The 13750-nt window shown below is 60.9% G+C and carries 8 protein-coding genes; 3 read left to right on the top strand and 5 right to left on the bottom strand.

Annotation, left to right across the window (positions count from 1 at the left end; genetic code table 11):
- Positions 1-177 precede the first annotated feature (177 nt).
- The 5 genes from GOB93_RS07340 to metH form a co-directional block, all read right to left on the bottom strand.
- Positions 178-627, bottom strand: coding sequence for a hypothetical protein (locus GOB93_RS07340; RefSeq protein WP_173582849.1), 450 nt, complete (start codon positions 625-627; stop codon positions 178-180).
- Between the two features lie 226 nt (positions 628-853).
- A complete protein-coding gene (gene hemW, locus GOB93_RS07335; protein ID WP_173582848.1) occupies positions 854-2035 on the bottom strand; it encodes a radical SAM family heme chaperone HemW in 1182 nt (393 codons plus the stop codon).
- A 145-nt stretch (positions 2036-2180) separates the two neighbouring features.
- Positions 2181-4253: a potassium transporter Kup gene (locus GOB93_RS07330; protein WP_173582847.1), complete on the bottom strand. Its 2073-nt coding sequence runs from the start codon at positions 4251-4253 to the stop codon at positions 2181-2183.
- A 197-nt stretch (positions 4254-4450) separates the two neighbouring features.
- Complete coding sequence (locus tag GOB93_RS07325; RefSeq protein WP_173582846.1) at positions 4451-5134, bottom strand: YggS family pyridoxal phosphate-dependent enzyme; 684 nt, start codon at positions 5132-5134, stop codon at positions 4451-4453.
- Positions 5135-5641: 507 nt separating this feature from the next.
- A complete protein-coding gene (gene metH / locus GOB93_RS07320) occupies positions 5642-9157 on the bottom strand; it encodes a methionine synthase (protein WP_242010605.1) in 3516 nt (1171 codons plus the stop codon).
- Between the two features lie 144 nt (positions 9158-9301).
- Between metH and GOB93_RS07315 the strand changes: the two genes are divergently transcribed.
- From GOB93_RS07315 to GOB93_RS07305, 3 genes are all read left to right on the top strand, one after another.
- Positions 9302-9775 carry a hypothetical protein gene (locus GOB93_RS07315; protein ID WP_173582844.1) on the top strand — a complete coding sequence of 158 codons (474 nt, stop codon included), beginning with the start codon at positions 9302-9304 and terminating at the stop codon, positions 9773-9775.
- 206 nt (positions 9776-9981) lie between these two features.
- Positions 9982-12276 (top strand): peptidase domain-containing ABC transporter, encoded by a 2295-nt coding sequence (locus tag GOB93_RS07310; RefSeq protein ID WP_408742367.1) that lies wholly within the window; start codon positions 9982-9984, stop codon positions 12274-12276.
- 3 nt (positions 12277-12279) lie between these two features.
- On the top strand, positions 12280-13740 hold the full coding sequence (locus tag GOB93_RS07305) for an HlyD family type I secretion periplasmic adaptor subunit (protein ID WP_173582842.1): 1461 nt from the start codon (positions 12280-12282) through the stop codon (positions 13738-13740).
- Positions 13741-13750 lie beyond the last annotated feature (10 nt).

The following is a 13750-nucleotide window of genomic DNA, read 5'->3' as shown; positions in this document are numbered from 1 at the left end:
TGATCTGTCCGTTACGCATCGCTGTATTTTACAGTCAACGTAATCTGCCGGTTTCCGGGTGAAAAAATTTATGTGTTGCGGAACAGCCCTCAGTCCCGCGCCGGAGTATCCGGCATCTGGCCGTCTGAAAAATCGGTTCGACTGTTCCCGGTCGCATGTGCCCCGGCGACTGCCGCTCTATCGGACTCCCCAGCGGGCTTTCGTTCGCAGCCATTCCAGCTCCAGAATATTATCCAGACGCCGTCCCTCTTTTGTCGGCAGCAACGGCGGTCCGGCACGTTGCTCGACAAATCCCCATTTCATCAGATCTTCGCGAATCTTCTGGTTGTCATAGTCATAGTCGTTTTCAACGATATGCCTTAGTCGTCTGACAATCTGGGCGAGAGCCACAAGATCGTCCGCATGCCGCGCTGCTCCGGTCCGACGCTCTTTTTCCACCGCGCCTGAAACTGCCTCCCGGGCAGCCGTTTCCAGCACAAGCGGCTCAATCACATAGCCCAGAGTGCGATATCGTTCCGGATCGTCATTTGTCACCCAGCTCTTCCCTGCCGGCGGCGTCACCAGCCACGCAATCGTCTGAAGCGGGGAAGACGCGGTTGCATCAGAGACAACCGGGACATCGGGCATTTGACTCTTGCGCGTCATGTCAGCTGAACGAACTTTCTCCAGAGACTTCCGGAGCGCGGTATCGCGCCTTGCGGATTTACGCCATCAAAGGCCGCCTTCTGTCGTAGACGATTTTAAATGACGGGCAACGTGCCGCGTTGGGTTTACCTCATTATTAACACATGAGGCCAGCACGGCCGGCTATCCGCAACGGCGCGCCCTTTATCGGCGGAAGAGAACGTCGGCCTCACAATACCAGCCGGGGCAGAATCGCCTCCAGCCGCAGCCGTCCTTCGGGTGTCGCCCGGATTCCGCCGCTCGTCCGCTCCAGATATCCCTCGTCCACACACATCTCGAGAACGGCGGCATCAATCGCATCCTCCAGAGCCATCTCCGTCCGCATCCGGAACCGTCCCGCGTCCACACCCTCCGACAATCGCAGTCCCATGAGCAGCATCTCCCGCGCCCGGTCCCGCGCCTCCAGAGGATCGGCTCCGGTCTGCCCCGATCCCGTTCGTTCCACCAGATCCGCCCAGGACTCCGGTGCCCGATGCCGCCGTGTCGCCAGCAGAGCGCCACCACGCGTCACCCGCCCATGCGCGCCCGGCCCGATCCCCAGATAATCGCCATAATGCCAGTACGTCAGATTGTGCCGGCTTTCCGCTCCGGGCGCCGCGTAATTCGACACCTCATACGCTTCAAGTCCATGCCGCGCCGCTACGTCGCCCGTCTCCGCATACAGTGCCGCCGCCAGTTCTTCGTCCGGCAGCACGATCTCCCCCTGTCGATGCAGTCCTTCAAACCGTGTACCCTGCTCGATTGTCAGCTGATAAAGCGACACATGATCCGCCACCAGCGTCAGCGCCTGGTCCAGCTCCTCCCGCCAGTCAGCCAGCGACTGCTCCGGCCGCGCGTAAATCAGATCGAACGTCACCCGTGGAAACAGCATCCGTGCCATCCCCAGCGCCGCAACCGCCTGCTCCGCCGAATGTTCCCGCCCCAGAAATGTCAGCACATCGCTCCGCAGCGACTGAATCCCCAGAGAAACCCGGTTGACTCCAGCCTCCCGGAACCCCCGCAGCCGCGCCGCCTCCACACTCGTCGGATTGGCCTCCATGGTGATCTCGATATCAGAAGCCGCATCGAACAGCGTTCGCGCATCCTCAATCAGCGCGGCCACGCCGTCCGGCGGCATCAGCGATGGCGTACCACCCCCGAAGAAGATCGATGTCAGCCGCCTTCGCCCGAGCAGCGCCGCCTCATATGCCAGTTCGCGCCGCAACGCGACGATGAACCGTTCCGCCGGAATCCGCTCCCGGACATGGCTGTTGAAGTCGCAATAGGGACATCTGGAAAGACAGAACGGCCAGTGAATATACAGTGCCAGCGGCTCATCAGCCTGCACTTCCGGCGGCGGGGTGGCTGTCATCGCTTTGATCCTGCTTTTCCAGACTCTGCCCGGAGCCGGCAGGAAGCAAGGCTTCCCGCATCCTGATCTGTGTTACAAAACGGCATCCGGACGCGCCTGCGAACGCCGCCCGGTTTCGGACAGAGCCCCGGATGCGGCGCTCCCCTCAGATCGCTACTTTTACGCCCAGTTCGACCACGCGATCCATCGGAATCCGGAAGAATTCCGTCGCCGGCGTCGCATTGCGCGCCATGAACAGGAACAGCGACAGCCGCCACCGCGCCATTTTCGGAATCGAGGAGCGCGTCACCAGCTCACGCGAAATGAAGTAGGACGCCTGCAGCGGATCGAAGTCCACGCCATTCGCCTTCAGTTCCACCAGCGCACGCGGAATGTTCGGTGTTTCCATAAAGCCATAACGCAGGATGACCCGGTACATATCGTGCGCCAGTTCTTCCACCGCGACGCGATGCCCGCGATCCGCTTCCGGCTGATCCAGGTTCTCGATCGTCACAAACAGCACATGATCGTGCAGAACCTTGTTGTGCTTCAGATTGTGAAGCAGGCAGGGCGGCACAAACTCCGGCGTCGCCGTCAGAAACACGGCCATGCCGGGGACGCGGATAGTCCGGGACTGCGGCAGACGGGCGATGAACGACCCCATCGGCAGACTGTCCTGCCCCTGCCGCGCAATGATCAGGCTCCGGCCCCGTTTCCACGTCGTCATCATCAGAGTCAGCACACAGCCCAGCATCAGCGGCACCCAGCCACCATCGGGAATTTTCAGGGCATTGGCTGAAAAGAATGTCGTGTCAATGATCAGAAAGGGGATGAACGTCGCCAGTGTCGCCCGTTCCGACCATTTGAAATGCCGCCGGAACACCACGAAACACAGACAGGTCGTGCAGATGAACGTTCCCGTCACCGCGATGCCATAAGCCGCCGCCAGCGCGTCCGAACTGCGGAACGCAATCACCAGCAGAATGGCACCCACCGCGAGAAACCGGTTGAAGTCCGGCAGATAGATCTGCCCTTCCTCCTCGGCATTGGTGTGCACGATCCGCATCCGCGGCAGATAGCCGAGTTGAATCAGCTGGCGACATACCTGAAAGCCGCCGGAAATCCCTGCCTGACTGGCAATCACCGTCGCAAACGTCGCCAGAATAACCAGCGGGACCTGCATCGCGTGCGGCGCCAGCATAAAGAAGGGATTGGCCAGCGCACCCGGCTCGGCAATGATCAGCGCCCCCTGCCCGAAATAGTTCAGCACCAGCATCGGCAGAACGAAGAAATTCCACGCATAGCGGATCGGCTGCGCGCCGAAATGCCCCATATCCGCGTAAAGCGCCTCCGCACCGGTCACACACAGCACCACGGAGCCGAGCGCCATAAACGACAGCGCTCCGTGATGAATGATGAACATCAGGGCGTAGGTGGGCAGCAACGCAAACAGAATTCCGGGATGGTGCAGAATCTCCACCAGCCCCATCAGCCCCAGCGAGCCGAACCAGAGCAGCATGACCGGACCGAAAATCGTCCCGACCTTGCCCGTCCCGAGCCACTGCACGCTGAACAGACCGATAATCACCGCAATCGCCATCGGGATCACGAAGTCCCGCGCGCCCGGCAGGCTGACCTCGACCCCCTCAATGGCCGAAAGAACGGAAATCGCCGGAGTGATCACACCATCGCCAAAGAACAGACAGGCCCCCGCAATGCCCGTCAGTCCGAGCACCAGACGGGCCTTAGGGGTGGAAACCACGCGCTGCGCCAGCGAGGTCAGAGCCAGAATTCCGCCCTCGCCGTTGTGGTCCGCCCGCATCACCAGCATGACGTATTTGACCGTCACCACCACAATCAGCGTCCAGAAGATGAGGCTGCAGATGCCCATCACTTCCGAATCCTGAATCTGATGATGTCCCGTCACGACCTCGATCGTGGACCGCAGCGCATAAAGCGGGCTCGTGCCGATATCGCCATAAACAACACCAAGCACACTCAGCAGAGCCGCGAACCCTACCGGAGCCGCCGCATGTTGCGGTGCGTCCGCGTCGAACTCGGTAATATGCGGAACACGTTTCGCCGCCGCACCTGTATGCCCTGCGTCCGGATGCCCGGTATCAGGATGCCCGCTATCGCGCGCTCCTGCTGCCTTGCCAGCGGCACCCTTGTCACTCGCGCCTGCACCCGAAGCGGGCGTGGCGTTGTGATCCCCAGACGATGTCGCGGTTCCAGTCATGGTTCAGTCAGACTCCCTCGCGCGGCCATGCGGTGCATCCGGCCCGCGCTCGCGGTAAATTGCGCCACGATCGACTTACGGCGAACGCCGCTGTGACGGCAACCCCGCACCACCCGGCTCGCCGGACCATCACCCATGCTCCCCGAAAGCCCTTTCCGGCTCACCCTCCCACGACAGCCCGCCAGCAGCCATCAAAGTCAGGCTGATGGCCGCGCCCCGAAGATTGCCGTCCCCACGCGCACCAGCGTTGCACCCTCCGCAATGGCGAGAGGGAAATCCGCTGACATCCCCATCGACCGCACCGGCAATCCGTGCTCATCCGCCAGAGAACGCAGAAACCGGAAATGCGGCACCGGATCTTCGTTCGCCGGCGGAATACACATCAGCCCCCGCAGCCGGTCCCCGAACCGCACCCGGCAGTCCCGGATAAACCGGTCCGCCTCCTCACGGGGCACTCCGAATTTCTGCGGCTCGTCGCCTGTATTCACCTCAATCAGCAGTTCCGGCAGCCTCCCTTCCTGGTCCGCCGCCTTCATCAGCGCGTCCGCAAGGGAAAGACGGTCCAGACTTTCAATGACGTCCGCCAGCCGCACCGCCTCCCGCGCCTTGTTCGTCTGCAGTCCGCCGATCAGATGCAGCCTCAGATCGGGATACCGTGTCCTGAGCACCGGAAACTTCCCCGCCGCCTCCTGAACCCGGTTCTCTCCGAATATGCGCTGCCCCGCCGCAAGCGCCGCCTCTGCGGCCTCAACTGGATGGAACTTTGAGACAGCGACCAGGTCAACCGACTTTGCGTCCCGGCCCGCCGTGATTGCCGCAGCCTCTATTTCTGACCGGACCCGCGCCAGCGCGCCGGCAACAGCATTATCGAAGGGCGCCATCGTCGGAGGTTGTCTGTTCATGACCGTAAGGATGATCGTTTATACAGCAGGGTCAAGTGACGTGCGCAGAACGCCGGCCTTCTCTGTTTCTGCCCTGTGACCACCAGCCCGCTATGACATTCTCTGCGTTCGAAACGCTGCCGTCCCGATTGCGGGTGGTCATTACATATAGTCAGCATGCTTCCGGAGCCTCGTCCGCGATAATGAAAGGACGTCAGAAACACTCCGCACAGAGTTTAAGAGACTGTTTCAAAAGCCTTAAATGCACAAAAATTCTCACAACAAACTGATAATGTTATTCTTTTTCCCGACCGCCCGTTTACTTCAGTCGGGATCAAAGGGCACTGAACGATAAATCTTTGATAAAAACAAAAGTTTTTGGGTGCCGCCTTTTTCAAAAAGGCGGCGTCTTCTGAAGCTTTTTGAGAAAAGCTTCACCAAAAACTTCTCTGTAATTAATCAGAGATTTCACGAGCAGGCTTTTAAAACAGTCTCTGAAAAACATTCCTAAACAGTGAAGTATTTCGCCTTCGGATTCAGGATCACCAGCGCCGAGGTGGACTGCTCGGGATGAAGCTGGAAACCGTCGGAGAGAGAGACACCGATGCGTCCGGCGTCGAGGAGTTTCAGGATGGGTTCCTGATCTTCCAGACGGGGGCAGGCGGGATAGCCGAAGGAGTAGCGTGAGCCGCGATACCCCTGGCTAAGGAGTTTATCCATGTCGCGGTCGTCCTCGCCGGAGAAGCCTAGTTCGGCGCGGATGCGCTTATGGGTGTATTCGGCCATGGCCTCAGCGACCTCGACGGACAGGCCGTGGAGATAGAGGTAGTCCTGATAACGGTTTTCCTCGAACCAGTCGCGGGCGATGTCGGAGGCTTTCTGACCGACGGTAACGACCTGGAGGCCGATGACGTCGCGCTGCTCGTCATCCACGTCGCGGACGAAATCGGCGATGCACTCGCCGTCCTCACGGGGCTGGCGGGGCATGGTGAAGCGGGCGACTTCGGTGGTACCGTCTTCGGCGAAGAGGATCAGGTCGTTGGCCTGGCCGGCGGCTTTCCAGTAGCCGTAGGAGGCGCGGGGTCTGAGGATGCCATCGGCCTCGGCGAGGGTGAGCATCCGGCGCAGGACCGGGCGCAGCTCCTGATCGGCCCAGGCGAGGAAATCCTCAAGTGAGCGGCCCTGTTTTTTGAAGCCCCACTGAAACTGGTAGAGCGAGCGTTTATTGAGGAACGGCAGAACGGCGTTCGTGTCGGCCTCAAGGGTGCGCGGCCCCCAGAAGGGCGGCGTGATGACGGGTTCGTCTTTTGTCAGACGATGACGGCGTTTCTGCACGGCGGCGACATCGACGGGACCGAAGCCGCGTTCCTCGGCGACTTCCGGCGTGCGGGGGGCGTTGCGGCTGACCTTGCCTTCCCGGCGTTTGGCGATGGCGGCGCGATAATCGTCGAATTTGCCCTGGACGACATGGTCCATAAGGGAGAGGCCGTCGAAGGCGTCACGGGCATAGACCACGCGGCCATTTGTACCATAGGCGGCGACACAGTCTTCCTCGACATAGTTGCGGGTCAGGGCGGCGCCGCCGAGGATGACGGGAAGATCCATATCCTGCCGGGCGATTTCCTGAAGATTCTCGCGCATGATGACGGTGGACTTCACCAGCAGGCCGGACATGCCGATGGCGTCGGCTTTTTCGGCACGGGCGGCGTCGATCATGTCCTGAACGGGGATTTTGATGCCGAGATTGACGACACGGTAACCATTATTGGTCAGGATGATATCGACGAGGTTCTTGCCGATGTCATGCACGTCGCCCTTGACAGTGGCCAGGACGATGGTGCCGCGGGCCTGGCCTTCTTTCCGCTCCATATGCGGTTCGAGATACGCGACGGCGGCTTTCATGGTTTCGGCGGACTGCAGCACGAAGGGGAGCTGCATTTTGCCGGAGCCGAAGAGCTCGCCAACGACTTTCATGCCGTCGAGCAGAACGGTGTTGATGATGTCGAGCGGCGGCATGGTCTGCATCGCCTCTTCGAGATCGGCTTCGAGGCCTTTGCGGTCGCCGTCAATGATACGGTCTTTCAGGCGCTCGGGGGCGGTTTCGGCTTTCGCTTTTTTGGCGACGTCGGCGGCTTTACGGCCGGCGAAGAGTTCGAGCAGACGCTGGAGGGGATCGTAGTCCTCGCGGCGGCGGTCGAAGATGAGGTCTTCGGCAACGCGGACTTCTTCCTCGGGGATGAGGTGCAGCGGGCGGATCTTCGAGACGTGGACGATGGCGCCGGTCATGCCGGCACGGACGGCGTGATCGAGGAAGACCGAGTTCAGCACGGCGCGGGCGGCGGGGTTCAGGCCGAAGGAGATGTTCGAGAGGCCGAGAACGATCTGGATGTCGGGGAAACGCTCACGGATCAGGTGAATGCCTTCCAGGGTCCATTCGCCGAGCTTGCGGTCGTCCTCGACGCCGGTGGCGATGGTGAAGGTCAGTGGATCGATCATGAGATCCGACTGCGGCAGGCCGTACTGCGTGCAGGCGAAGTCTACGAGGCGGGTGGCGATCCGGAGTTTGTCTTCCGGGGTTTTGGCCATGCCGGTTTCGTCGATGGTCAGGGCGACGACGGCGGCGCCGAATTTACGGGCGAGCTTCATGCGCTCATGCGCGATGTGTTCGCCGTCCTCGAAATTGATCGAGTTGATGATGGGTTTGCCGCCGTGGAGTTTCAGGGCGGATTCGATGACCGGGGTTTCGGTGGAGTCGATGACCAGCGGCGCGTTCACCGAGGAGGTGAAGCGGCGGATGACCTCGTCCATTTCGGCGGTTTCGTTGCGGCCGACGAAAGCGGTGCAGATATCGAGCGCGTTGGAGCCCTCGGCGGCCTGTTCGCGACCGATGGCGACGCAGCCGTCCCAGTCATGAGCTTCCTGGAGTTCCCGCCATTTTTTCGAGCCGTTGGCGTTGCAGCGCTCTCCTATAGAAAAGTACGCGTTTTCCTGACGCAGCGGGGTCTGGCTGTACAGGCTGGCGACGGAAGGGACCCAGTTCGGGCTGCGCTTTACCGGGGCCGGACGGTGTTTTCCGGAAGGGGCGCGGCTGCGGAGCATGGCGTCCAGCGCGGCGATATGGGGTGTGGAGGTGCCGCAGCAGCCGCCGACGATGTTCAGGCCATCCTCGGCGATGAAACGCTCGACCCAGCTGGCCATTTCTTCCGGGCTGAGCGGGTAATAGGTTTCGCCGTTGACGAGTTCGGGCAGGCCGGCATTGGGCTGGACGGAGAGGAGTCCGGGCCAGTTTTCGGCGAGCCAGCGGACATGTTCGGCCATTTCCTGCGGGCCGGTAGCGCAGTTGAGGCCCATCAGATCGACGCCAAGGCTGTGAATGACAGTTGCGGCGGCGGCGATATCCGGGCCGACGAGGAGGGTGCCGGTGGTCTCGACGGTGACCTGGACGAAGATCGGCGTTTTCGTGCCGAATTCGTCGCGGGCGATTTTCATGCCGTTGACGGCGGCTTTGATCTGAAGCGTGTCCTGACAGGTTTCGATGAGGATGGCGTCGACGCCGCCTTCGATCAGTCCCCTGCCCTGTTCGGCGAGACCAGCTTCCAGCGTGTCGTAATCGATATTGCCGAGAGAAGGCAGTTTGGTGCCGGGGCCGACGGAGCCGATGACATAGCGGTGGCGGTCGTCATCGAAACTTTCGGCGGCTTCCCGCGCCAGGGTTGCGGCGATGCGGTTGATTTCGCGGGCCTGATCCTGGAGGCCGAATTCGGACAGGGTGATGGGTGAGCCGCCGAAGCTGTTGGTCTCGACCATGTCGGCCCCGGCCTCGAAATAACCACGATGGATTTCTCTGATGAGTTCCGGCCGGGACAGGTTCAGGATTTCGGTGCAGTTTTCCTGACCCCGGTAATCCCGTTCGGTATCGAGGTCGAGAACCTGGATGCGCGATCCCATGCCGCCGTCGCAGAGGAGAACCTGTTCGCGGAGGGCTTCCAGGATGGGGGGACGTGGAGATCTGGCCGAGGTCATTTGCCTGTGCACCGGGATTCGGGGAAAACGGGATGGGCTCCGCATGCGGTGCATGGGAGGACGGCGGTTATCACAGAGGGCGGGTCGGCTGTCCAGAATGCTTTGATGGCCCTCCCGGGAGCAGTGAAACGGGCGGGGAGACTTATGGCGGCAGAGTCACACAGAATTCACGGAATCCCTCTGACAGTCGCCACACCGGAACAGCTCGCGGTCTGGCAGACCGAAGCGAAAAGAGATGCCCTGCTGCTGGATATGACCAGCGCACGATCAGAATTCGGCCCGAAAGATGGCGGCTGGCTGGAAACACAGCATGAAAGCGCAGGTTTACCCGGATTTCGCGCCCTGTCGGCGGAGGATGCCAAATCAGACCGGGCCGGGACCGGTATGAGGCCTGCTCCAGGCACAGCATTTCACGGACAATCATGCCCATGCTGCGCCGCACGCAATCCTCTGACTCTGCGGCTTCTGTCATTGTTTCAGGCACGGGCAAGGGGACAATGCGCGTTTTTCCGGCATATTGTCCTGGCCGTTCCGGCAAACCGGGTAACGGCTGTCAGCAGGGCGCTTGCCGCGGATCCCACCATTTGCAGCCTGTTTGATATTCAGACGGGAGGGTAACAAAAAATCATTCTTCTTCCTATAAGACACCGGATGAACTGCGCAGTGCAGCCGACATCCGGGACGCGGAACCGGCAGCTTTGCCGGAGAACAGACCATGATGTCGCAACGAATTCAGAGGCAGCGACCTCGCGGTTTGTGTGGTAGAGGCCGGTCAGCGTTTTACCCGCAGGTGAGACGCGGGCATGTTTTGTAGAGGACGATCTGTGGATTCAGCCGATCACGCGCATGGCGCTCCCGACCCGGACGGGCACTCCCGTGACGCATCTGAAGGAACCGGGACCGGCTCTTTACCAGACCGGACGGAGCGCCCGTCTCCGGTGATCATCCGGTTGCGGGCGGTTATTGCGGCGGCTCATTTTCACGGTCTTGAACTCGACATCCGCGATTTTATGGCGGAGCCGGGTGAACCCGTCCCCTCGCCCGCCACTCTGACCCGCTGGCTCAACGACCAGGGGGCGGTCGCCAAGGCGATGCGCATCAAGTGGCGCTATCTCGTCCGGATGAGCAATTCCCCGCCGATCGTGCTGATGTTCCGCGACGGTTCGGCGGCCCTCATGGTTAACGCGGACGCAGAGCGCGGCGTTGTCTGGCTGCGTGATCCGCTTTCCGACGAAGGTCAGCCACCGGTCCCCGTCGACGAGATGCGGCTGACGCAGGTCTGGACCGGGGACATCCTGCTGATCAAGCGCCGGCGGGACCAGAATGAAGCCGATGCGCCGATCAATGCCGCCTGGCTCGCCAAAATGGTTCTGCGCGAGAAGAGATCCCTGCGCGACATCGCCATCTCCTCGATGACGCTGAGCGTTCTGCAGATTTTTCCGCCTCTGATCGTCATGCAGGTCATCGACCGCGTTGTGAACAACCGTTCGATGGCGACACTCGTGTCCATTGTCGCAATCGTTCTCGTACTGTCATTCTACGAAGTTCTCCTGTCCTACGGACGCCGGGAACTGACGCTCGTTCTGACCACGCGTATCGACACACGGATTTCGCTGCACATTTTCACGCGCCTTCTGGCCCTGCCCCTCGAGTATTTCGAGCGGCAGCAGGCCGGTAACATTATCGGTCGCGTGATGGCGATCTATAAGGTGCGCGACTTCATGACCGGCCGGCTCATGTCGACATTTCTCGACATGTTCACACTCGTGGTCATTCTGCCATTCCTTTTTTACCTCAGTTCCACCCTGGCATGGATGACCGTGGCGGCTTCCGGTCTGATCGGTCTGATCGTCGTGATCTTCATGGGGCCAATGGGGCGCATTTACGGCCGGATGGTCAAGGCTGACATGGAGCGGTCCTCGGTCATGTATGAGTCGGTCGCGGGTATCCGGACTATCAAGACTCTGGCGCTCGAACCGGCCCGTAAGCAGGAATGGGACGTGAAAACGGCCGACGTGGTCCGCTGGAAGCTGGCCGCAGGCCGCATGGCAAACTGGCCAATGACGCTGAGCATGCCGCTCGAAATGTTCATCAACCGCGGCATCATTCTTGTCGGGGCCTATCTCGTGCTGACCAATGTGTCCAGCGTTGGCGTCGGCGCACTGGTTGCTTTCATGATGCTTGGCGGCCGCGTCGCATCGCCGCTGACAAACCTCGCGAAACTGCTCGACGATATGAACGAGGTCACGACGTCTCTGGGTGAAGCCGGTTCCGTCCTCAATCAGCCAACCGAGACCAAGGCCCTGACGACCGGTATGCGTCCGCGCATCAAGGGCGCTCTGTCGTTCATTGATGTGAACTTCTCGTATCCGGGAAGCACGGGCAAGGCGCTCAACGATGTCTGCTTCGAGATTCCGGCCGGCACAATGCTGGGTCTCGTGGGGCGTTCGGGCTCAGGCAAGTCGACGATCACCCGCCTGCTTCAGGGCGTCAGCCGGTCCTATACGGGTTATCTGAAGCTCGACGGCGTCGATCTGCGTGAGATCAATCTGAATCATCTGCGGCGTTCCTTCGGCGTGGTGCTTCAGGACAACTTCCTGTTCCGTGGCACGATCCGCGACAACATCACCGCGGGACGGCCGGGACTGACGATCGACGATGTCGTGAGGGCCGCACGACTGGCGGGCGCGGAAGAATTTATCGAGCGTATGCCGGCCGGATATGAAACATGGATCGAAGAGGGATCGACCAATATTTCCGGTGGTCAGAGACAGCGTCTCGCGATTGCCCGTGCGGTGATCTCCGATCCCAAGCTGATGATTCTTGACGAAGCGACGTCAGCGCTCGATCCGGAGAGTGAGGCGCTGGTCAATGCGAACCTGGAACGGATCGGCAAGGGCCGGACGATGGTGATCGTGTCTCACCGCCTGTCCTCGCTGGTGAACTGCGACCAGATTCTGGTGATGGAACGCGGACAGGTCGCTGATATCGGCCCGCATGAGGTTCTGCTCGAACGCTGTGCGATCTATCGTACTCTGTGGATGCAGCAGAACCGGCACACGTCGAGCCGCGGCGCGCAGAAAGATGATGCCGCGTCCCTGATCGCTGATGGAGACTGAACAATGACCGCTCAGGATATTGTGCCGGCCACCGGCGACGAAGAAAAAGAAAACACGAAGCCCAGGGATTTTCTCCCTCAGGCGGATGACCCTTTCTCACCGGGCGATCTGCCCCCCGCGCTGCTTGAATTCCATTCTCCGAGCGCGGCGCTCGTCAACATGCCGCCGACACCCGCGGCGCAGTATATCGCCTGGCTGATCGGAGGACTGACCGTCGCCAGCGTCGTCGTGATGTCCGTTTTCCCGCTGGATCGTGTGGTGTCCACACCGGGCAAGATCGTCTCGACCCAGCAGACCCTGGTGGTGCAGCCTCTCGAGACCTCGATTATCCGCAGCATCGACGTGCATGAGGGCGACTTTGTTCATAAAGGACAGGTTCTTGCGCATCTCGACCCCACGGTTAACGACGCTGACCTCAACAATATGCTTGTCCTGTCAAAGAGCTATGGCGCCGAAGTCGACCGCCTGACGGCAGAGGCCGAAGGGCGGGATTACACACCGGACCCGGGCGATCCCGCTTCGGTGCAGCAGGCGGCGACGTTCCTTCGGCGCAAGGCCGAATTTGACGCGAAGATGAGCAATTATCAGGAGCAGATTGCCGCGCAGAGCAGTGATCTGCAGGGCTTTGAGGCGAACGCCGCCATGTATGCGGCCCGTGCGAAGGTCGCGAAGGACGTTCACAACATGCGGCTGCGGCTGCAGGCCGATCAGGTTGGCAGCCGTCTTTCCACTCTGGGCGCGCAGAACGACCTGATGGAAGTGGAGCGTTCCGAGATTTCGGCCCAGCAGCAGGCGGCGTCCACACGCAGCAAGCTGCGGGCGCTGACGGCCGAACGTCAGGGATATATCGAGACCTGGAAAGCTGAAATCTATAAGGATCTCAGCGATTCCCAGCGCAAACTGTCGGAAGCGCAGAGCAGCTATCAGAAGGCGAAGCTGCGCAAGAGCATGACGACGCTGAAAACGGGCGAGGACGCGATCGTGCTGACGATCGCCAAGCTGTCGATGGGGTCCGTCATCACGACAGGGTCCGAACTGATGACTCTCGTCCCGGTCGGCAGCGGTCTCGAGGTCGAGGCGAGCCTGCGCGGCACGGATGCCGGCTTCGTCCGGCTCGGCGACAAGGCGCTGCTGAAATTCGCGACATTCCCGTTCTCGCAGTATGGCGGCGCCGAGGCGACTGTCCGTGAGATCAGCGCGGATTCATTTGGTTCTCAGGGCAAACCGGCCTCAGGTGCCGGAAATCCGGCCGGACAGGCACCGGATCAGAGCAGTTCGACAGAGACGTTCTATCGCGTCAGGCTCCGGGTTGACCGCTATACGCTGCATGGCGTCCCGTCCTTTTTCCATCCGCAGCCGGGCATGCCCGTGACAGCGGATATTCAGGTCGGCAAGCGGACAATCATGCAGTTCCTGCTGAACAGCATCATGCCTCTCATTACCGATGGCATGAGAGAACCGTAAGGAGACGGAT

The sequence above is a fragment of the Acetobacter musti genome (genome assembly GCF_011516835.1).
Lineage (GTDB): Bacteria > Pseudomonadota > Alphaproteobacteria > Acetobacterales > Acetobacteraceae > Acetobacter > Acetobacter musti.
This window is presented reverse-complemented; position numbering and strand designations above follow the sequence as displayed.

Bases quoted from the DNA above. Each gene is read 5' to 3' on its own strand.
- metH (WP_242010605.1), bottom strand. From the start codon at position 9,157: ATGACCTCGGCCAGATCTCCACGTCCCCCCATCCTGGAAGCCCTCCGC.
- GOB93_RS07325 (WP_173582846.1), bottom strand. From the start codon at position 5,134: ATGGCGCCCTTCGATAATGCTGTTGCCGGCGCGCTGGCGCGGGTCCGG.
- GOB93_RS07340 (WP_173582849.1), bottom strand. From the start codon at position 627: ATGCCCGATGTCCCGGTTGTCTCTGATGCAACCGCGTCTTCCCCGCTT.
- hemW (WP_173582848.1), bottom strand. From the start codon at position 2,035: ATGACAGCCACCCCGCCGCCGGAAGTGCAGGCTGATGAGCCGCTGGCA.
- GOB93_RS07315 (WP_173582844.1), top strand. From the start codon at position 9,302: ATGGCGGCAGAGTCACACAGAATTCACGGAATCCCTCTGACAGTCGCC.
- GOB93_RS07330 (WP_173582847.1), bottom strand. From the start codon at position 4,253: ATGACTGGAACCGCGACATCGTCTGGGGATCACAACGCCACGCCCGCT.
- GOB93_RS07305 (WP_173582842.1), top strand. From the start codon at position 12,280: ATGACCGCTCAGGATATTGTGCCGGCCACCGGCGACGAAGAAAAAGAA.